The following is a 19,545-nucleotide window of genomic DNA, read 5'->3' on the forward strand; positions in this document are numbered from 1 at the left end:
CCAACCCCAAGCCCACCACCTGCACTGGACCTGGTGGCGCCGACGCCACCAAGCCCGCGCCCGCTGGTTCCACCACCGCACCCGACTACGCCGTCACCTGCAAACATAGCCCAACCGGCAAGTGCGGCTGCCGTACTAGGGAGCCGCGCCGAGGACCGTCGGGCCGGTGAGCCGGTTGCTGCGATGGAGTCAGAAACCGAGGAAGAGGTGAACATGATGTCAGGCGCAGACGATCTTCGTGCGGCACGGGAGTCACGTGCCAGCGCGGCGGACCGCGCGAACCGGCCCGGTCGCGGCGACTCGATCACCAGGATGGTGAACGCCGCCGTCTACCGGGCGACGCACCGCCCGGCTCCGAGCGCGCCACCAGCCCCACCTCGACGCTCCACTGTGGAGGACAAGCCGAAGCCGCTCGGTCCGGACTTCCGGTCGGCCATGCACACCGCGAACGCGCGGATCGACGTACTCGGCCTGTCCGAGCTGCGCACCCCGGACGGAACGATCCGCTATCTCGACATCGGCGAAGGCACACCGGTATTGCTGGTACACGGGATGTTCGGCGGGACGGACGCGGCACTGCGTCAACTCAGGCCGCTGGTCCCGGGCGGGTTCCGGCTGATCGTGCCGTCCCGCTTCGGATACCTGGGCTCCTCGCTTCCTGCCGGCGCGACGCCGGCCCGGCAGGCCGACGCGTTCGCCGACTTGCTCGACCACCTCGGCATCGCCAGAGCGGCCGTGCTCGCGGTGTCGGCCGGCGCGACCTCCGCGCTGCACATGGCCACCCGGCACCGGTGCCGGGTTTCCGCGCTGGTCTTGTTGTCCCCCAACGCACCTGGTTCACACCAGGACAGGCAGGAGATGCCACGTGTGGTCGCGCGCACTCTGCTGGGCTCCGACCGGCTCATGTGGCTGCTCCGGCACCGCTTCCCCGCACGGCTGACCCGGCTTATGGGCGTGCCGGAGGACCGGCCGCTCGGCGCGGCGGACCGCGCGCGGGTGGACGCCGAGCTAGACGGGCTCTTCCCGGTGGCCCGCCGGGCGGCTGGCGTGTTGTTCGACGCGTATGTGTCCAACCCGGCGGTCAACGACTGCGACCTCCGGCGTGTCATCGCCCCCACCCTGATCGTGCACGCGCGCGATGACGCGCTCATGCCGTGCTGGGGCGCCGTCGCGCTCTCGGAGACCATCCTCGGTTCCCGGCTGCTGGTCCTCGAGAACGGCGGTGGCCACCTGATGCTGGGGGAGCACCCGGAGATCACACCCGCGGTCCAAGCACTACTGCGGTCCATAAGGGACTGAACGAGGAGAAGACGATGACGAAGTACGTGTACGACTTCGCCGAGGGCAACCGGACCATGGCCGACCTACTCGGCGGCAAGGGAGCCAACCTTGCCGAGATGACCGTGATGGGGCTGCCCGTGCCGCCCGGGTTCACGATCACCACCGAGGCCTGCCGCGCCTACCTGACCACCGGCGCCCCGCCGGACGGGCTGGCTGCAGAGGTGAGTGAGCATCTCCATGGTCTCGAGCGGGCGATGGGCCGCAAGCTCGGTCAGGTCGACGAGCCGTTGCTGGTCGCGGTGCGCTCCGGTGCTCGGTTCTCCATGCCGGGCATGATGGACACGGTCCTCAACGTCGGGATCACCGACGACTCGGTGGCTGGGCTCGCCGCGTGGGCGGGAGACGAGCGCCTCGCCTGGGACTCCTACAGAAGACTTGTGCAAATGTTCGGCACGACCGTGCTCGGTGTCGACGCCGCCCACTTCGCCGACGCTTTGCGAGATGCCAAACAGACCAAGGGCGTCACTGGTGACCTCGGTCTGGACGCGGCAGACCTGCGTGCGTTGACCGCGCGGTTCAAGGAGATCGTCCGCGAGCGGGCCGGCCGGGAGTTCCCGCAGGACCCGCGTGAGCAGCTGGACATGGCCATCGAGTCGGTGTTCGAGTCCTGGCACACCGACCGCGCTCGTACCTACCGGCACGCCGAGCACATCCCCGAGGACCTCGGTACCGCGGTCAACGTGTGCGCCATGGTGTTCGGCAACCTCGGCGACGACTCGGGCACCGGCGTCGCCTTCACCCGCGACCCCGCGACCGGCGCGCCCGGCGTCTACGGCGACTACCTCGCCAACGCGCAGGGTGAGGACGTGGTGGCCGGCATCCGCAACACGCTTCCGCTACACCGGCTCGCAGACCTGCAGCCGAACGCCTACCAGCGACTGCTGGGCATCATGCGGACGTTGGAGGAGCACTACCGGGATCTGTGCGACATCGAGTTCACCATTGAGCGCCGCAAGCTGTGGATGCTGCAGACCCGGGTGGGTAAGCGCACGGCGGCTGCCGCGTTCCGCATCGCCGACGCGTTGCGCGAGGAAGGGCTCATCGACGCCGACGAGGCACTGCGGCGAGTCACCGGCGCGCAGTTGGCGCAGCTGATGTTCCCACGCTTCGGCGACACGGACCACGCGTCGATCGCCACGGGTGTCGCCGCGTCGCCAGGTGCGGCGGTTGGTGAGGTCGTGTTCGACTCGGCCACCGCCGTCCGGCGCGCGGAGGAAGGTGCCGCGGTCATCCTGGTGCGCCGCGAAACCAACCCCGACGACCTCGACGGGATGATCCACGCCCGCGGGGTGCTCACCAGCCGGGGCGGCAAGACCTCGCACGCGGCCGTCGTCGCGCGCGGCCTCGGCCGGACCTGTGTGTGCGGGGCGGAGTCACTGACCATCGACACCGAAGCCCGCCGCCTCACCACCGCCGACGGCACGGTCGTCGCCGAAGGAGACGTGATCTCCGTCGACGGCACCGCCGGCACGGTGTACGTCGGTGAGCTGGACGTGATCCCGTCGCCGGTCGTCGACTACTTCGAGGGCCGCCGCCCACCCGAGCGCGACGACCTCCTGGGCGCCGTCGACCGGATCATCACCCACGCCGACCGCCGCCAGCGCCTCGAAGTGCGGGCCAACGCCGACACTCCCGACGACGCGCACCGGGCCCGGCTGCTCGGCGCCACCGGCATCGGCCTGTGCCGCACCGAGCACATGTTCCTCGGCGACCGGCGGGTGCTCGTCGAGCGGCTGATTCTGGCGGAAAGCGACGCTGCGCGGGAGGATGCGCTCACCGCACTGCTTCCGTTGCAGCGCGATGACTTCACCCGGATCTTCGAGGAGATGGACGGCCTGCCGGTCACTATCCGGCTGCTCGACCCGCCCCTGCACGAGTTCCTGCCCGACCGCACCGAACTCACCGCCCGGGTCGCGGTCGCCAAGGCACTCGGCCAGCCCGCGCCGGACGAGGACCTGCTGCGTGCGGTCGACCGGTTGCACGAGCAGAACCCCATGCTCGGCACCCGCGGCGTACGGCTCGGCATGGTCATCCCGGGCCTGTACGACTTGCAAGTCCGCGCGATCGCCGAAGCCGCGGCCGCCCGGCTCCTGGCCTACGGCGACCCGCACGTGGAAATCATGATCCCGCTCATCGGTGACGCCCGAGAGCTGGAGATCATGGCCGTACGGGCACGGCGCGTCGTCACCGAGGTCGCCCTCGAGGCCGGGGTGAACATCCCGTACGAGATCGGCACCATGATCGAGCTGCCCCGCGCCGCACTCACCGCCGGTCGCATCGCGGAGACCGCACACTTCTTCTCGTTCGGCACCAACGACCTGACGCAGACGGTGTGGGGCTTCTCCCGCGACGACGTGGAAGGCTCGTTCTTCCCGGTGTACCTGGACAAGGGCGTCTTCGACGAATCACCGTTCGAGACCATCGACCGCGACGGCGTCGGCCGGCTCGTCGCACTCGCCGCATGGGAGGGCCGCGCCACCCATCCGAAGCTCGTCCTCGGGGTGTGCGGCGAACACGGCGGAGATCCCGCGTCGATCCGGTTCTTCCACGACATCGGCCTCGACTACGTGTCGTGCTCGCCGTTCCGCGTGCCCGTCGCCCGGCTCGAAGCCGGCCGCGCCGCAGTGGGCGAGAGCGCCACCGACACCCGTTAGGAGAACGGGTTGACCGAGCAGATCGTCGTCGGCGTCGACGGCTCGGAGTCGGCGCTGCAGGCGACCCCGCTGGGCGGCTGGGCGTCGCCCCGGACATCGACGTCCGCCCCGAGCTACGCACGGGCCAGCCTGGCGAGGAACTCGTGACGGAACGCGAGTATGTCGGGCTGGTGATCGTCGGTTCCCGAGGCCTCGGCGGCTTCCGCAGCCTGCTCCTCGGCTCGGCCGCCAACGCACTCGCTGCACGCGCGCGCTGCCTGGTCGTGGTTGGCGCGGACGGCACCCCCTTGAGCGCGGCCGCAGTCGAGTTCGTCGCGGCCCAGCGCCGCACGTTCGATGAGCAGCGCCCGACGCTACGGGCGGCGCACCCGGACGTGACAGGTGCTACCGCGGCCGGGCGATGGATGGGATCCTCCAGCAGGCCGAGCACACGCACTGGTCGTCGTCGGTGCCAACCGGCCGCCATCCCGCGTGGACCGGCGCCATCGGCTCGAACCGCTATGCCGTCCTCCACCACGCGACCTATCCGGTCGCCGTGGTCCGGGCACCGGCCCCCTCGGATATCTCACCCGACCGTACGTCGTCTACCGCAGCCGCGAGGACCAACTCGGCAACCGCCCGCGAGAGCTGGGAAGCAGGCACGCTCAAGCCGGACTCGTCAGACGGACGTGATGAGCGGTGGACGCAGCCGGCGCCCGGTCACCTTCTCCGTCCGGATTCGCACGAAGCGGTCGCGTCGTCCGGTCGCCCACGGGCGCAGCCACGTCCCCGACAGCGCCACCAGCTCGCCGACATCGGTGATCAGCTCGGCGTGGCCGACCACCGTGACGCTCCAGCCGGACCGCAGTTCGGGGTCGAGTTCGTCGGCCTCGAAGGCCACGACGGACTTCTCTGTCGCGGCGTCCAGTTTCGCTCCGCCGGCCACCCGGATCACCACCTGTTCCAGGTACAGCCGGTAGTTGACCGGCTGGACGGCCGGCAGGCCGTCCTCGGTGAAGACCAGCCGCCCAACACACACGGTCCGCAACAGGTCCAGGCACTGTTTCTGGTCGAGGACCTCGACCGGCTGTCCAGCCGTCATCGCCCGCTCCAGCCTCAGGTGAAGATGATCTGGCCGCCGTCGGCCAGCTCGTAGAACTCGCCTACGGTGATGATGTCCTTGACCTCGTCGATGAAGTCGTCCTTGGTCATGTCGAACAGGTCGACGGATGCCTTGCACGCGTACAGGCCCGCGCCGGTGTCGGCGATCATCTCGATGAACTCGGGGATCGGCGGGATGTCCAGCTTGTCCATCTTGCCGGCCAGGTAGTGGGTCATCACGGCGGACATGCCGGGTAGGCCACCGGCCCAGGTGGCGAGGTGCAGGCCGGGGTTGCCGACGGTGGCGAGCTTGATGTGCTCGTGCCGTGCTTTGTGGATGGCGTCCAGTCCGAAGAAGGTGAAGAAGAGGTTCGCCTCCATGCCCTCCGCGCGGGCGCCGTTGGCCATGATCAGCGCCGGGTAGACGCCCTCCAGGGACCCCTTCGACACGATGATCGAGATCTTGTCCATGGCGATGCTCCTTCCTAGATGCAGCCGCGGGGCTTGGGGATCCCGGCGACCCGGGCGGCGAGCTTGGCCGGGCCCTTCGGGAACAGCTGGTACAGCTCCTTGACGCTCACGCCCGAGCTCTTGCCCAGCGCGCGGACCGTGGGCCCGGTGCCTTTCGTCGCGTACTCGTTTCGCATGAACGTGATGACCTGCCAGTGCCGCTCGGTCAGATCGTCCACACCGGCCTCGCGGGCGATCTCGGGCGCCATGTCCTCGCGCCACTGCTCGGGGTCGGTGAAGAAGCCGTCGTCGCCGACCGTGACCTCGGTGCCGGCGTAGACCTTCGTCGTCATCGTGCCTCCTCAGCGGTTGTTTCAGCGGGGAATCGCTTGCCGGTGGCCGGCATCGCGGTAGGAATGCCCGGGACCTCCCGGCCGGGCAGCAGGACGTGCCAGTACAGCCAGGCGAACATCAGCTTGCCGAGGTGGTTGAGCCGCGACTCCTTCAGCAGCGGCAACCCCACCGCGGTCGGGAAGTGGCCTGGCACCGGTTCGGTGTCGTAGTTGAAGTCGATGAGCAGCGCCTTGCCGAAGCCGCTCTCGATGAAGCAGTTGGTGTGCCCGTCGAAGCTCGCGTCCGGCTCCTCGCCGTTCAGTCGGCGCACGATGTTGTGGACGAGGACCTCGCCCTCGAAGTGGGTGACCGAGCCGGCTTTCGACGTCGGGACCGCGGCCGCGTCACCGATCACGAACACGTCCGGGCTGGCCAGCGAGACCAGCGTGTGCGGGTCGGTCGGCACGAAGTCGAGCGGGTCGCCGAGTCCGGGGGAGCGGCCGACCCACGCGGCGCCGCCGTGCGCGGGCACGACCACGGCCAGGTCGAACTGGACCTCGCGGCCGTCGAAGGAGATCAGCCTGCCGCCCTCGTCGTTCGCCTCGACCTCGCCGGTGTTGAACTCGGTGACGAGCTCGACGCCTTTCTCCGCGAGGAGTCCAGACAACGTCCGCGCGGCGACCGGTTTGGTGAACGCGGCGTCGAGCGGCGTCACGTACACGATCTCGATGTCGTCGCGGACACCGCGTTCGCGGAAGTACCAGTCGGCGAGGAAGCAGAACTCCAGCGGCGCCACCGGACACTTGATCGGCAGGTCGACCACGTTGACCACCAGCCGGCCGCGGTCGAAGTCCCGCAGTGCGGTGTCCAGCGCGGCGGCACCGGGCAGGTCGTAGAAGGTGTGCACGGAACGACCCCGGCCCGGTCCGGTCAGCCCCTCGGTCTCCTCGGGCATGAGCCGGGCCCCGGTCGCGACGACGAGGATGTCGTACGGCAGAACCGTGCCGTCGTCGAGGAACACCCGACGCCGCTCGATGTCCACGTGGTCGACGGCGCCGCGGTGATAGCCGATCACCCCACGCAACTGCCGCGGCCTCGACCGCACGAGCTCGTTCGCCGTCGTCAGCCCGAACGGCAGGAACAACAGCCCCGGCTGGTAGACGTGGTCGTCGTCCTGATCGACGACGGAGATCTGTACCGCCGCGGGGAGTACCCGCCGCAGACGGTTCGCGGCCAGCGTGCCACCGGTGCCCGCACCGAGGACCACGACATGTTTACCCATACCTCCACTGTCATCGGACCCCTGCTTGCCCGCCTGAGGCGTTCGACCTTCCCGACCGAGACCAACGTCCCTGGCAGCACCCTCCGGTGGGGATGAACGTGGACTGGGGACTGGGGTTCGACTCGAAGAGCGGATGACGGAGGGAGCACGCCATGGGAACGATCACGGTGGGAGTCATCAGGGAACGGGCGCCCGGCGAGCACCGGGTCGCTCTCGTCCCCGACTCCGTGAGGCGGTTGCGCTCCGTCGGTGTGGACGTCCTTGTGGAGGCGAGCGCCGGCATCGGCGCGTGGTTCACCGACGGCGCCTACGAAGCGGCCGGCGCGACGGTCGTGCCACCCGGTGAGCTCCGGGCGCGCGCCGACGTCCTGCTCTGCGTCGGACCGCCGGACATCGACCCTCACCCTGGCCAGGCGGTGGTCGGGCTGCTCGAACCGCTGACGCGTCCCGACCTCGTCCGCCGGTTCGTCGAGCAGGGCGTGACCGCGGTGAGCCTGGACATGCTGCCGCGCACGCTCAGCCGTGCGCAGAGCATGGACGCGCTCACGTCCCAGGCGAACATCGCCGGGTACAAGGCCGTTCTCCTTGCCGCCGACACCTACGGGCGGTACCTTCCGATGCTGACGACTGCGGCTGGCACGTTCAAGCCGGCGGCGGTCCTCGTCCTCGGTGCCGGGGTGGCCGGTCTTCAGGCGATCGGCACGGCCCGCCGCCTCGGCGCGCTCGTCACCGCCTACGACGTCCGGTCGGAGGCTAGAGCGGAGAGCGAGTCGCTGGGTGCCCGGTTTCTCGAACTGGTGCCGGTCGAGTCCGCGTCCGGTGTGGACGGTTACGCGCGGGAGCTGACCGGCGCGGAACAGCAGGCCCAGCAGGAGGGGCTCGACAACGAGATCGCCCGCTTCGACATCGTGATCACCACGGCCCGGGTGCCCGGCCGCCGGCCACCGGTGCTGGTCACCGCCAGAGCGCTGCGCCGGATGCGGCCGGGTTCGGTGGTTGTGGACCTGGCCGCGAGTCCATTCGGCGGCAACGTCGAGCGGGCCACCGGTACAGCCGTCCACGCGGGCAGGGTCACCGTGCTGGACAACGGGGTCACTGTGATCGACGCCGATGACCTCCCGTCGCGCATGGCGCCGGCCGCGTCGACCGCCTACGCACGCAACGTCGTCGCTCTGCTGACTCACCTCGTCCACGACGGCGCGCTGGCCATCGACCTGACCGACGAGATCCAGGCCGGCGTCGTCATCACCCACCAGGGCGAGGTCGTCAACCCCGTCGTGCTCCAAGACCGGGGCAACAGTGCCCCGCTCACCCTGACTGGAGGTACGAGATGAGCCTCGATCTGTTCACCGCGGTCACCGTGTTCGTGCTGAGTGTGCTCGTCGGCTTCGAGGTGATCAGCAAGGTGCCCGCGACACTGCACACACCGCTGATGTCGGGCGCCAACTCCATCCACGGCATCGTGGTGATCGGCGCCATGATGGTCACGGCGACCGCGGACGGCCCCTTCGCGTACGTGCTGGCCTTCGCCGCCGTCGCGTTCGGCGCGATGAACGTGGTCGGCGGGTACGTGGTCACCGACCGGATGCTGGAGATGTTCCGTACCCGGCCGAAGCTGGAGGTGTGATCGCCATGGAAACTCTGCTCAGGTACGTGCTTCTCGGTGCGGCGGCGTGCTTCGTGCTCGGGCTGCACCTGATGAACTCGCCAGCGACGGCCCGGAAGGGAAACCTGCTCTCCGCCGGCGCGATGGCCGTGGCGGTGGCTGCGACCGGGGTCCTGCTGGCGGACCGTATCAGCACCACGGGCTGGGTCGTGCTGCTCACGGCGGGCGCCTTCGGCTCGACGCTGGGGCTCTACGCGGCGCGCACCGTGCGAATGACCGCCATACCCCAACTGGTGAGCATGTTCAACGCAGTCGGCGGCGGCGCCGCGGCCCTGATCGCCGTCACCGAGTTCCTCCGGCACACCACGGAAATCGAGGTCAGCTTGCCGGGCGCGCTGGACATCCTCATCGGCGCGGTCACGTTCTCCGGCTCGCTCGTCGCCGCGGGCAAGCTCCAAGGCGTCGTCCCGAGCCGGCCGCTTGTGTTTCCCGGCGCGCGAGCCGTCAATGTCCTCTTAGGACTCTCGGTTGCCGGCGGGGTGATCTGGCTGCTGCTCGCCCCGGGCAACTGGGCCGCACTTGCCCTCCTTGCCGTGGTGGCACTGGCGTTCGGCGTGACCATGGTCCTGCCGATCGGCGGCGCGGACATGCCCGTGGTCATCTCACTGCTCAACGCCTTCACCGGCACGGCGGTCGCCATGGCGGGCTTCGTCCTCGGCGAGCTGGCCCTCATCACCGCTGGCGCCTTGGTCGGCGCTTCCGGTGGCATCCTCACCAAGCTCATGGCCGACGCCATGAACCGGTCAGTGGTCAACATCATCGTCGGCGGCTTCGGCACGGGCGACCACGCACCGGTCAGTGCCGGCGGCGACGCGGGCGTCCGGGCGGTCACGGCGGACGACGTGGCGATCCAGCTCGCCTACGCCAGCAAGGTCATCGTGGTGCCCGGCTACGGCCTTGCCGCCGCCCAGGCACAGCACGAGTTGGCCAGGCTCGGCCAGCTGCTGGAGGGCCTGAAGATCGACGTCAGCTACGCCATCCACCCGGTCGCTGGCCGCATGCCGGGGCACATGGACGTGCTCCTGGCCGAGGCCAACGTGCCGTACCCGCAGCTGAAGGAACTGGAGGAGGTCAACCCCGAGTTCCCGAGGGCCGATGTCGCGCTGGTGATCGGCGCCAACGACGTGACCAACCCGGCCGCTCGCCGGCCGGGCAACGCGATCTCCGGCATGCCGATTCTGGACGTGGACAAGGCCAAGAGCGTCGTGGTCGTCAAACGCTCCATGGGCCACGGCTACGCCGGCATCGACAACGAGCTCTACACCAACCCGAAAACCGGCATGCTCTTCACCGACGCGAAGAAGGGCCTCACCGACCTGATCGCCAACATCCGTGCCCTCGTCGCCTGACCCCGGCCGGTGCAAGCCGTACAGTGCGTCGATCTCGTCGGCGTGAACGGCACCTTCAAACACGGCTACCTGGTGCGTGCCGGTGTCTGGTGCCGGGTAGGTAGTCGATGGTGGTCTCGGTCGCCCGGCGTGGGCTCAGCGGTGGTGGGGACGTGGCGGTGGGCGCCCAACCCGTCCGGAGGATCAGGAAGGGGTGCGCGGCGCCGTCGAGCACCTGATCGTGGATCAGCGCGCGCGTGCCGGCGATCTCGAGTGCCTGCGAGAGCGGGCAGGTGGCCAGACCGATGTCGGTCGCGGTGAGCAGGGCCGCGCTGGCCGCCTCGCCGGCACGCAGCACCGACACGAGGTCATCGGCGAGGGTGGCGAGCACCAGCAACTCGCCGCCATCGGGTTCACCGCGGCCGGTCTCCGCTTCGGGGAGAGTGCCAGCCGGGAACGCGCGCATAGTGGTGTCCCCGTGGGTCTGCCGTGCCGCCGGAGTGCTGGCAGCGAGCACACCGTCCTGCGTGACACGGCTGCGGCCGCTCCAAGTGGCCAACTCCGCCGCATAGGACGGGTCGTCCTGCTGAAGGCGTGCCGCCTTGTCCGATCGCGCGGGTGAGCCGCCGGCGGGTGAACCGGTCGGTCACGGGGAACAGCAGCGCACCAGCCTTCGCCGCCCGCCGGACCATGAGGTCCAGGTGCCCGTCCGGCACCGGCCACGACGTGAAACGGCGCCGGTCGGTGCGCCGGCGGGAAATGGCGCCGACGAGCTTGATGTCCTCGGTGGACGGAATCTTCGAGACCAGCTCCACCGCGGCGAGATGGTCGGGGTCGCCCGGATTGAGGAGGCGGTGCACGATCGCCCGCCAGCCGAGCGCGCCCAGCGCGACACGCAGATGGTGCAGCGCGGCGCCGCAGCTGAGCAACAGGTCCCGCCCGTCGGGATCGGTGACCGGCAGCCGGCGCGTCTGGTCGGCCACCAGGTGGATCGAGTCGTTGCCGAGCAGCCAGCGCCACGGCTGGGTGTTGTGCACCGAGGGCGCACGGTTGGCCAACGCGATGGCGCCGAGCACCGTGTGCTGGTCCGGCCTGTGCTCACTCATCGTTCGGCCTCCTTACCTCACGCCTTCCATGCCACACACGGTCTCGCTTCTGGCGGCCACGCCGGGAGGGCTCAAGTTCCCGACTCGACGCGACCAAAGACCCGCCGGGCACACCCGACAGGCCCTGTGCGCAGCCACTTGCCGTGTGGCTGACCGACGTCCCTGGACAAGCGCCGCCGCGCACAACACAGACCTGAGTGGCGGAACGGGTCGAAAGTCCCTGTCCAGCAGCGTCTTTGGTCCGGTTCGCGGTCGTGCCGGCGTGGCGGACCATGCACGTGTGCGCGTTGGGAACAAGGGGATCTCGTGACCGGGAATCGGATGCGGCCGGTGAACCGGGACGAGGCGTTGGAACTGCTCGGCAGCGTGCCGTACGGCCGGATCGTGTTCACCGAGCGTGCCCTTCCCGCGGTTCGCCCGGTCAACCACATCGTCGACGGCGGTGACGTGATCGTGCGTACCCACATGGGGGCGGCGATTCTGCGGGCCATCGGCCAGGTGGTGGCGTACGAGGCCGACCTCGTCAGCGCGAATCCGCGGCTTCTGTGGAGCGTCGTCGTGATCGGAGTGGCCGAGGTCGAGGAAGACATCGAGGCGGTCGCTCGGTACGAGCGACTGGTGCGGCCGATGGTGGACCTGCCGATGGACCACGTGATCCGGATCCGGCCACAACTGGTGACCGGGCAGGTACTGGACGCGGAGCCCGCCGGCGACCTTCCTTCCACGGCGTAGCGACGCGGTCAACTGAGTCGTGACGTTGCCTCCGCATGGAGTTCCGCGGCGGCGGTGAGGTCGGCGATGGCCCGTTCGATGGCCGTGGTGAGCAGGGTGACGTCGGGGTTGCTGTCGAAGTCGGCGGTGACGCCGAAGGTCATCTGGTCGTGGTAGCTGAGTGCGGCGACGCCGGTGCGTATTCGTAGCGCGATCGGCACGTACGGGAACGCCTCGAGGACTGGCCGGCCCAGCATCGCGAGTTGGGTGGGTGGGCCGGGCACGTTGGTCGTGACGGTGACGATGTTGCGTTGTGGCAACCTGGAGACCAGCCGGATCGCGAGTGTGGTGAACGCGAACGGTTCGTGCCCGGAGAGCGCGGCGACTGTGGTGGCGGCCTCGGCTTCCTTGCTGTGTTTGAGGTCGGCGAGGCGCTGGTGCACCTCGTGTAGCGCCATCACGGGGTCGGCGATCTCCACGGGCAGCGTGGGCAGGAGCACCGAGATCTGGTTGTCCAGGTTGTCGGTGGCGCGGATCGACACCGGTACTGCCGCGCGCAGAGTGTCCGTGTCGGGACGTTCGCCGCGGTGCCGGAGGACTTCCCGGTAGCCCAGGGTGATCGCGGTGAGGGCGACGTCGTTGACGGTTGCTCCGAACGTTGCGCCGATCGCGCGTATGTCTGGCAGTGACGCTCTGGCCACCGCGTAGCGGCGGGATCGGCCGATCGGGCCGGTCAGTGAGGACGGGGTAGCGGGGGTGAGTGCGGTGGACATCCGGCTGAGGCCGGCGAACGTGTCGGCAACTCGCTGGGCCGCGTCCTTGGGATCATGCAACGCGCGGCTGAGCACGCGCAGGGAGTTCGAGGTGATGTCACCGAAGGCGTCCCACAGCAGGGTGGCTGTGTTCGGTTGCGGCTCGGCGTGCCAGTCCGGTTCGCCGGTCGGTTGCGGGGCGGTGGCGAACAGCGCGGCGACCAACTGGGCGCCGGACATGCCGTCGGCGAGGCAGTGGTGCAGCTTGATCAGCACGGCCCAGCGATCGCCGGACAGGCCCTCGATCACCCAGCTCTCCCACAGCGGCCGGTCCCGGTCGAGCCGCTGTCCCATCACCCGTGCCACGAGCGCGCACAGCGCCGCGTCGTCGCCGGGCGCGGGTAGGGCGGTGCGGCGGAAGTGGTAGTCCGCGTCGAAGTGGCCGAGGTCGCCCCATACCGGCGGGCCGAGGTCGAAGGGAAGCCGGCGCACCCGCTGCTGGGCCCGCCGAACCGCACGCAACCGTGGCACGAGCGCGGCCATGAACTCCGCCTGGCTTGGCACAGGCCCGGGGAGGACGCCGATCGCACCGATCGCCATCGACACGTGCGGATCGGCGTCCTCGGCGTCGAGGAAGATCGCGTCCAGTGGGCTCAACCGTTCCATGGCTCAGCCGGCCGCACGCAGCGACGCCAACGCGGCGGCGAGCCGCTCGCGGGCCTCGGTGGCCACTGGGTCGAGCTCGGGGAGCCCGGTGGCGCGGACCAGGATGGTCGGGTCGAGTGCCTCCACCACTGTCGCGTCGCCGTCCGCGCGGACGGCGACGGTGCACGGCAGCAGCAGCCCGGCCTGCCGGTCGGCGTCGAGGGCTCGCTTGGCGAGTTGCGGGTTGCAGGCGCCGAGGATCAGGAAGTCCTCGAGCTCCGCGCCGATCTTCTCCCGGAGCGTGGCCCGCACGTCGATCTCGGTCAGCACACCGAACCCAACTTCCCGCAAGGCTTTTCTGGTCCGCTCGACCGCGCCGGCGAAGCCGTCGGCGACCCGGACCGAGATACCGATGGACGGGACGACCGGGACGTACACCGCGGTTCGGTAGCCGGCCGCGTCGGGCACGGTGTCCGGTCCGGCGAGGTAGGTCTCAGTGGGCGGTCCGGCGGACCGGTAACCATGAGTAAAGATCCACTCTTCCAGCGCCTGGTAGGCCGCGGCGATCCCGGTGTAGTCGCCGTGATGGACCGTCCGCGCGACGGGCCGCGAATGCCGTCCGACGACACGTCCGCCGGTACCGGGCTTGGCGTGTCCGGTGCCGGGCGTGACCGGGACACCGAGGTCGACGTTCACCGGATGGCCGAGGACCAACGGGTCCAGGTAGGTGACCGACGGCGGACCGGCCGGGTGCAGGCCGGCGGCTTCCACCTCGGCGTACAGCTCGGCCAGGCCGGCGCCGATGTCGTCGCCGACGTACTCGGGCCGGACCACCCGGTGCAGCTCGTACACGGCGCCAGGCACGGTGCCGGTGACCTCGATCTGGTAGGACATGACACACTCCTCCCGCTTCCGCCACCGACATTTCTGCGTGGCGGCGCGGGCGGAAAGGGCCTTCGGACGGACCTGACAGGGCCCTTGGTCCCGGGCTGTCGAGGTGCGTGCGCGGAAGACGGCCAGTGACGCGGGAACGGCGTGATGGTGCCGAACCAGTGCGGTGTCAGGCGAAGTCGGCGCGGTGCAAGGCCGCCGTGAACTCGGTGAGCGAGATCTTGCCGTCCCGGTCTATCTCAGCGTCGGCGGTACAGGGCACAGATGCCAGCCCCGTCATGCGTTCCGGCTCAAGCGGGCGTGAGCAGCACCCACACCGGCCCCGACGCGAGCGGCAGTTCCTGGCCGTCCGCGGTGTGGAAGGTAGTCGGCGACTGGGCGGCCGGCCGAGACCAGTTGCCGGTGAACCACTGGCCGTCGCGCAGCACGACCGCCTGGCCGTTGCCGACGGTGCGTGCGACCGGTGAAACGGTGCTGCGGCCGTCTTCGATCAGCTCGCTCGTGGTGACCTCGACCCGTTGGCACACCACGGTTGCTGCCCGCACGCGGCCGGTGTCGGTCGACACGAGCGGTGTCCCGTTCATCGACACGAGCCACCGTCCCTCGGACTCGGACCAGGTGAAGGCGAACCTGGCCGCCTGGTACTCGACTCGATGGGTCGCGGTCACCACGCCAGTGACCGGCGCCGGGCCGAACCGCAGCGGCGCGACGGCGGGCCCCTCGATGTCGCCCGGCAGGCGTGCCGGTCGCACGTAGAGGTTGTGTGGCGCCGCCCGGGCACGGTCGCGGTAGTGCGCCGAAGCTGCCTCGGCGGGCGAGGCGTTGACCACGTCCGCGGCGTGCAGGGTGGGAAGCAGTTCGGGTGCGGCACCGGAGTAGGCCAGCACCGGCCGGTCGTACTCGGCCAGTAGTTCGAGATCGGTGAGCCGGGCGCTGCGTACCGGCCCGACCACCTCGGGCGGCGTGCGGTGTAGATGGCGATGAGCCGGGTGAGCCCGCCCTCGACCGGTTCCACGTAGACCACTTCGGCCGAGCCGAGCCCGGTCTGCGGCCACACGGCCGGCACGTTGTCGATTTTCACCGCCAGCGCCGGCAAGGTCAGCGGTACAGGTGTGGTAGCCGGCGGCGTGGTGGATCGTGACGTCGGCGGGGGAGTGACCGGGCCGTCGTGGTTGACCACAACCAGAACGATCGCCACGACCGCGAGTACGGCCAGCGCCGTGGCGATCTCCCACACCAACCACTTACGAACGTGTCTCGTCATCACCCATCGCCTCCTCGGACAGAGGTCCCCACCCCGCCGTGCATCGCCGGTGACGGCCCGGTCACGGCCGACGGTCCCGACCACACAAGGACCTTGGACACTCGCGGGCGGCATGAACGCGGGATTTCGTTGGTATGCGGACAATGAGGTGTAATCCGTCTACAATGGAGAGTGAGAGATGGCCGTTCACGCCGACCGGGTTCTGGTCGCGCACGCCAGCACCGGTGGATCAACTAAGGCTGTGGCCGAGTTCGTCGCCACATGGCTGCGCATACAGGGGTTGCAGGTCGACCTCCGCGGTCTGGACGAGCGGCCCGACCCCGGCGACTACGACGCGGTCGTGCTCGGCAGCGCGGTCCGCAACGGGGCACTGCTGCCCGCGGCCGAGGACTTCGTGTGGCGCAACGCCCGCGCACCGCGCACTGCGCCTGGTGCCGGTATGGCTGTTCAGCCTCGGCATCAGCCCGTCGCTGCGCGGGCCTGTCGGATACTTCCTCCGTGACAACGTGCCGTCACGGATCGCCTCGCTGTGCGAGGTGATCGGGCCGCGGGAGTACCACGCGTTCGCCGGTGTGGTGCCACGCGGCGGGGCGCCGCTGGTGGCCCGTGTCCTGCTGTGGATCTGCGGCGGGCGGTACGGAGACCTGCGTGACTGGCCGGCGATCGACGCCTGGACCGCGGACATCGCCCGATACCTGCACGGTGCGGTCCCGGCCGGGGGAAGCGCGAGCTGACCAACCCTGGAGCCGACGGTGCTGCTCACGACGGCGAAACGGGCGATCGAGGACTGGGGATAACACAAGCACCGGCGACGCAGGCAGCCGGTAGGACGAACCAGCGCAACTTTTCGAATCGCTCGTCGAGGCCGGTCGGGCCGTCGGTGACCTGGTCCGGGCGAGTCGCGAGGATCTCCCGGGCGGTGTCGAGCTGACCGGGGAGCACATCCTCGCCAGCCACCGAGCCGCTGGCGGGCATCCGCGCCGTGGTGACGGCACGACGCAGATCGGGTAGCCCGGCAGGGACCGGCGCCATGGCGCGGTGGTGCCACAGCCCGGTGTGCGGGTCGAAGCGGTAGTCCGGCAGGAGCCGGTGGCCCTGATCGGCGACCAACTCGACGGCGTCGATGAGGTAGTCACGCACGGTGTCGGTGATGAAGTAGTTGAAGTTGATCCGCACCCAGCCGGGTTTGATGCCCTCGCAACCGCGTTCGATCTCGTGCTCGTAGGCGTGCGAATGCGCGGTGTCGATGGCCAACAGCCGGTGGCCGTAGGGGCCGGCGCAGGAGCAACCACCACGAGCCTGGATACCGAACAGGTCGTTGAGCACGGCGACAACGAAGTTGTGGTGCAGAAATTTCTCCCCGGCCCGGACCCGGAACGAGACGATGGACAGCCGGTCGGCGTGGGGGTTGCCGAGCACCTCGATGGCCGAGTGGTGAGCCCAGCGGGTCATCGCCTCGTGCCACAGCCGTCGCTCGCTGGCCTGGATCACGTCGGTGCCCACCGCGTCCTTCACCGCGAAGACCAACCCGGCGCGGATCGACTCGACGATCGCGGGGGTACCGCCCTCCTCACGCGCGACCGGGTCGGCGAGATAGCGATGACCGAGCGGGTGGACGAATGCCACCGTGCCCCCGCCGGGTGCGGTGGGTACCGGGTTACGCACCAGTTCGCGGCGCACCACGAGGACACCGGGGGTCTGCGGGCCGCCGGGGAACTTGTGCGGGGACAGGAAGACGGCGTCCTTGTGGTCGCGACGGCCGGGTGCGCTCTCGCGCATCCTGATCGGAACGTACGGCCCGGCGGCGGCGTAGTCCCAGAAGGACAGTGCGCCGTGTTCGTGGAGCAGGGAGGCGATCCGGTCGGTGTCGGTGAGGACGCCGGTGACGTTGGAGGCGGCGGAGAAGCTGCCGATGCGCAGTGGCCGGCCAGCGTGGCGGGTGAGTTCCTGGCTGAGGTGGGCGAGGTCGATGTGACCGTCGGAGTCCTCGTCGATGACGACGACATCGGCGATCGACTCGCGCCACGGCAGCTCGTTGGAGTGGTGCTCGTACGGGCCGACGAACACCACCGGCCGCTCCGCGGCGGGAATCCGGTCTCCGAGCCCATACCGTGCCGAGAGACCGGCGGGCAGCCGCAGTTCGAGGATGGCGACAAGCTTGTTCACCGCGGCGGTGGCACCGGAGCCAGTGAAGATCACCAGGTCGCCCTCGGTGCCGCCGACGCCGTCCCGGACGAGCCTGCGGGCCTGCTCACGTAGCAGGGTGGTCCACAGCCCGGTGCCGGAGCTCTCGGTGTGGGTGTTGGCGTAGCAGGGGAGCACGTGGCGGCGAATCAGGTCTTCGACGAAGTCCAGCGACCGGCCCGAGGCGGTGTAGTCCGCGTAGATGATCCGCCGTGGCCCGTATGGGCCGTCGCGAACCTCACCGTCCCCGATCAGACCCTGCCGGATCCGCTCCAGCATCCGACCAACCGGCCTTGGCGGCAGCATCAGCAGGTGTTCCGTGTCGCCGAGCAACCGCAGCCGCCTACGTAGCACCGGGTTGTGCGTGGACTGGCTGGCGTGGGCGGCGATCGCCTGCCACTGGTGGCCTCGGTCCACCGGCACGGTCCAGTCGATCTCCTCGATGGGACGCCCGACGAACGCGGTGCCGAACTCCGCGTTCAGGGTCCGGGCCACCGCCGCCGGAATTATCCAGCCGAGCACGGGCAAACCCAGCCGTGCCGCGGCTGTGACGGCGGCCAGGGTGGCGCGTGCGTGATCAGGATGCCCGGTCACCCCGCCGGAGTCGAAGGTCACCAGATGTGTGGGCCGCGTGCTCTCCGCCGCCGCCAGCACCTCCCGCACCAGTTCGTCCAGGGCGACGTTCGCCAGCTCACCGTCCGGATAGGACAGCAAGCTGGTGCGCCGCACGGCGAGAACGGCCGCTGCTGCCGCCAGCTCAGCCTCCCGGATCCGCGCCAGGTCTCCGGTCTGGTCATCGTGCAGGGTCGACGCCTCCCCGTGGGTGAAGCACAGCACCGACACTTCTGCCCCGCCGCGCGCCAGCAGATCCAGCACGGCACCCAACCCGAACGACTCGTCATCGGGGTGCGCCACCACGGCAAGTGCGTGCTGCACGGTCGGGAACGGTGTGTTCGTCATCTCGGCCTCCTGCCGGAAACGTCACCACGACCGCTCGCGTGACCGCCAGGGCTTGTCGGCCCGGTGAACAGGGACCAATGACTCGGTCGCGCTGACCGATCCCGCTGCCAATCTGAGGGTGAGGCAGGACTCGGGCAAAAGGAATCTGACATGCGGTATGGGAAAGGCAGTTCGGGACGAGTTGCGGTGGCCGGCGGGGGATCTGGGGTAGGGTGCCGTGCCGGAAGCGCTACGCCGAATGACAGGCCGCCACAGCCGTCGACGCCGGCATCGACCAGGTCGTCGTGCTCGGTGCGGGCATGGACACTCCACGCCTACCGGCTTCCCGACCCGTACGACGTGCGGGTGTACGAAGTGGACCTACCAGCGAACATCGACACCAACGCACCCGCGTTCGTGTCGTGCTCGGCGACCTGCCAGACTGCGTGCGACTGGTGCCGGTCGACTTCGAGACCGACGATGTTCGTGCGGGAGTCAGTCACCAGGTACTTGACCGATGACGGCGCGCGACGCACGCTCGCGCTCCTCGTTAAGGCCCCGCCGGACAGCAGACTGATCCGCACCTTCGTCCGGCGCGACTTCCTCGACGGCACCACCGTTACGTCCAACCAGTCAGCCGGAAGATGCCGGTCTCGGAGATCGAGCGGTTCGTCTCCGCCACCATGTCCCGCATGTCGGCATCGGTATCACCTGCTGCCGGCACTAGTGCAGCCCTTCAAAAGTCCGTGAGGGCCGTGTCTTCGGGTGTCTGTTCACCGTGAGTTGGGGTTATGCGGTCTGTGGGAGATTGGTGTCGGTGGTGTCGACAGCCGGGGCGTGGCGGGCGAGATAGCGGGCGTGGTCAGTGTCGGCGTCGTAGGTCCAGGTGTAGGGGTGTGCCGACTTGTTGTACCGGATC

The 19,545-nt window shown here is 69.6% G+C and carries 18 protein-coding genes and 3 pseudogenes; 10 read left to right on the forward strand and 11 right to left on the reverse strand.

All coding sequences use genetic code 11. The features are described 5' to 3' along the window. Window positions 1-213 precede the first annotated feature (213 nt). From GEV28_RS34270 to GEV28_RS34280, 3 genes and pseudogenes are all read left to right on the forward strand, one after another. Window positions 214-1,299, forward strand: coding sequence for an alpha/beta hydrolase (locus GEV28_RS34270; protein ID WP_291417136.1), 1,086 nt, complete (start codon window positions 214-216; stop codon window positions 1,297-1,299). 14 nt (window positions 1,300-1,313) lie between these two features. Beyond that, entirely contained in the window at window positions 1,314-3,995 is a 2,682-nt protein-coding gene (gene ppdK, locus GEV28_RS34275) for a pyruvate, phosphate dikinase (protein ID WP_291417138.1), read from the forward strand. After that, window positions 3,914-4,204 (forward strand): annotated as a pseudogene (locus tag GEV28_RS34280) (hypothetical protein); the annotation flags it as partial. The gene ppdK and the pseudogene GEV28_RS34280, both read left to right, overlap by 82 nt. A 449-nt stretch (window positions 4,205-4,653) precedes the next feature. Here GEV28_RS34280 and GEV28_RS34285 read toward each other — a convergent pair. The 4 genes from GEV28_RS34285 to GEV28_RS34300 are packed head-to-tail and all read right to left on the reverse strand — an operon-like array spanning window position 4,654 to window position 7,140. After that, on the reverse strand, window positions 4,654-5,076 hold the full coding sequence (locus tag GEV28_RS34285; RefSeq protein WP_291417140.1) for a pyridoxamine 5'-phosphate oxidase family protein: 423 nt from the start codon (window positions 5,074-5,076) through the stop codon (window positions 4,654-4,656). A gap of 14 nt (window positions 5,077-5,090) precedes the next feature. Continuing rightward, window positions 5,091-5,546 (reverse strand): DsrE/DsrF/DrsH-like family protein, encoded by a 456-nt coding sequence (locus GEV28_RS34290; protein WP_291417142.1) that lies wholly within the window; start codon window positions 5,544-5,546, stop codon window positions 5,091-5,093. 14 nt (window positions 5,547-5,560) lie between these two features. Next, a complete protein-coding gene (locus GEV28_RS34295; protein WP_291417144.1) occupies window positions 5,561-5,878 on the reverse strand; it encodes a TusE/DsrC/DsvC family sulfur relay protein in 318 nt (105 codons plus the stop codon). Continuing rightward, window positions 5,875-7,140 (reverse strand): FAD/NAD(P)-binding oxidoreductase, encoded by a 1,266-nt coding sequence (locus GEV28_RS34300; RefSeq protein ID WP_291417146.1) that lies wholly within the window; start codon window positions 7,138-7,140, stop codon window positions 5,875-5,877. The genes GEV28_RS34295 and GEV28_RS34300 overlap by 4 nt, the downstream gene beginning before the upstream one ends. Before the next feature lie 152 nt (window positions 7,141-7,292). Here GEV28_RS34300 and GEV28_RS34305 point away from each other — a divergent pair, with 152 nt between their 5' ends. The 3 genes from GEV28_RS34305 to GEV28_RS34315 are packed head-to-tail and all read left to right on the forward strand — an operon-like array spanning window position 7,293 to window position 10,155. Beyond that, window positions 7,293-8,474 (forward strand): NAD(P) transhydrogenase subunit alpha, encoded by a 1,182-nt coding sequence (locus GEV28_RS34305; RefSeq protein ID WP_291417148.1) that lies wholly within the window; start codon window positions 7,293-7,295, stop codon window positions 8,472-8,474. Beyond that, complete coding sequence (locus GEV28_RS34310) at window positions 8,471-8,767, forward strand: NAD(P) transhydrogenase subunit alpha (protein WP_291417150.1); 297 nt, start codon at window positions 8,471-8,473, stop codon at window positions 8,765-8,767. Before GEV28_RS34305 ends, GEV28_RS34310 begins: the two co-directional genes overlap by 4 nt. 5 nt (window positions 8,768-8,772) lie before the next feature. Then, window positions 8,773-10,155, forward strand: a complete 1,383-nt coding sequence (locus tag GEV28_RS34315) for an NAD(P)(+) transhydrogenase (Re/Si-specific) subunit beta (RefSeq protein ID WP_291417152.1) — start codon at window positions 8,773-8,775, stop codon at window positions 10,153-10,155. Window positions 10,156-10,210: 55 nt separating this feature from the next. On the opposite strand, the gene GEV28_RS34320 is transcribed toward GEV28_RS34315, so the two are convergent. Both GEV28_RS34320 and GEV28_RS34325 read right to left on the reverse strand, forming a co-directional pair. Then, window positions 10,211-10,525 (reverse strand): hypothetical protein, encoded by a 315-nt coding sequence (locus GEV28_RS34320; RefSeq protein ID WP_291417154.1) that lies wholly within the window; start codon window positions 10,523-10,525, stop codon window positions 10,211-10,213. Window positions 10,526-10,547: 22 nt separating this feature from the next. Beyond that, on the reverse strand, window positions 10,548-11,240 hold the full coding sequence (locus GEV28_RS34325; RefSeq protein ID WP_291417156.1) for a hypothetical protein: 693 nt from the start codon (window positions 11,238-11,240) through the stop codon (window positions 10,548-10,550). Between the two features lie 306 nt (window positions 11,241-11,546). Between GEV28_RS34325 and GEV28_RS34330 the strand changes: the two genes are divergently transcribed. Then, window positions 11,547-11,972, forward strand: coding sequence for a pyridoxamine 5'-phosphate oxidase family protein (locus GEV28_RS34330; RefSeq protein ID WP_291417158.1), 426 nt, complete (start codon window positions 11,547-11,549; stop codon window positions 11,970-11,972). Between the two features lie 8 nt (window positions 11,973-11,980). On the opposite strand, the gene GEV28_RS34335 is transcribed toward GEV28_RS34330, so the two are convergent. The 4 genes and pseudogenes from GEV28_RS34335 to GEV28_RS42740 all read right to left on the reverse strand — a co-directional run. Continuing rightward, window positions 11,981-13,369, reverse strand: coding sequence for a wax ester/triacylglycerol synthase family O-acyltransferase (locus GEV28_RS34335; RefSeq protein ID WP_291417160.1), 1,389 nt, complete (start codon window positions 13,367-13,369; stop codon window positions 11,981-11,983). 3 nt (window positions 13,370-13,372) lie between these two features. Beyond that, the gene (locus GEV28_RS42730) at window positions 13,373-14,242 is read right to left on the reverse strand and encodes a DUF302 domain-containing protein (protein ID WP_367115253.1); all 870 of its coding nucleotides are present in this window, start codon (window positions 14,240-14,242) and stop codon (window positions 13,373-13,375) included. A 287-nt stretch (window positions 14,243-14,529) separates the two neighbouring features. Continuing rightward, window positions 14,530-14,991: a DUF3048 C-terminal domain-containing protein gene (locus tag GEV28_RS42735; RefSeq protein WP_367115254.1), complete on the reverse strand. Its 462-nt coding sequence runs from the start codon at window positions 14,989-14,991 to the stop codon at window positions 14,530-14,532. Window positions 14,992-15,021: 30 nt separating this feature from the next. Then, window positions 15,022-15,617: pseudogene (locus GEV28_RS42740) on the reverse strand (DUF3048 domain-containing protein); the annotation flags it as partial. Window positions 15,618-15,681: 64 nt separating this feature from the next. Here GEV28_RS42740 and GEV28_RS34355 point away from each other — a divergent pair. Further along, window positions 15,682-16,005, forward strand: coding sequence for a flavodoxin domain-containing protein (locus tag GEV28_RS34355; protein ID WP_291417161.1), 324 nt, complete (start codon window positions 15,682-15,684; stop codon window positions 16,003-16,005). A gap of 4 nt (window positions 16,006-16,009) precedes the next feature. Next, on the forward strand, window positions 16,010-16,237 hold the full coding sequence (locus GEV28_RS34360; protein ID WP_291417163.1) for a hypothetical protein: 228 nt from the start codon (window positions 16,010-16,012) through the stop codon (window positions 16,235-16,237). A gap of 25 nt (window positions 16,238-16,262) precedes the next feature. On the opposite strand, the gene GEV28_RS34365 is transcribed toward GEV28_RS34360, so the two are convergent. Further along, complete coding sequence (locus tag GEV28_RS34365) at window positions 16,263-18,647, reverse strand: aminotransferase class V-fold PLP-dependent enzyme (RefSeq protein ID WP_291417165.1); 2,385 nt, start codon at window positions 18,645-18,647, stop codon at window positions 16,263-16,265. Window positions 18,648-18,907: 260 nt separating this feature from the next. On the opposite strand from GEV28_RS34365, the pseudogene GEV28_RS42745 reads away from it, so the two are divergent. After that, window positions 18,908-19,147: pseudogene (locus tag GEV28_RS42745) on the forward strand (class I SAM-dependent methyltransferase); the annotation flags it as partial. Between the last annotated feature and the right edge of the window lie 398 nt (window positions 19,148-19,545).

It is taken from the genome of Actinophytocola sp. (assembly GCF_009379765.1).
Taxonomy (GTDB): Bacteria; Actinomycetota; Actinomycetes; order Mycobacteriales; family Pseudonocardiaceae; genus Actinophytocola.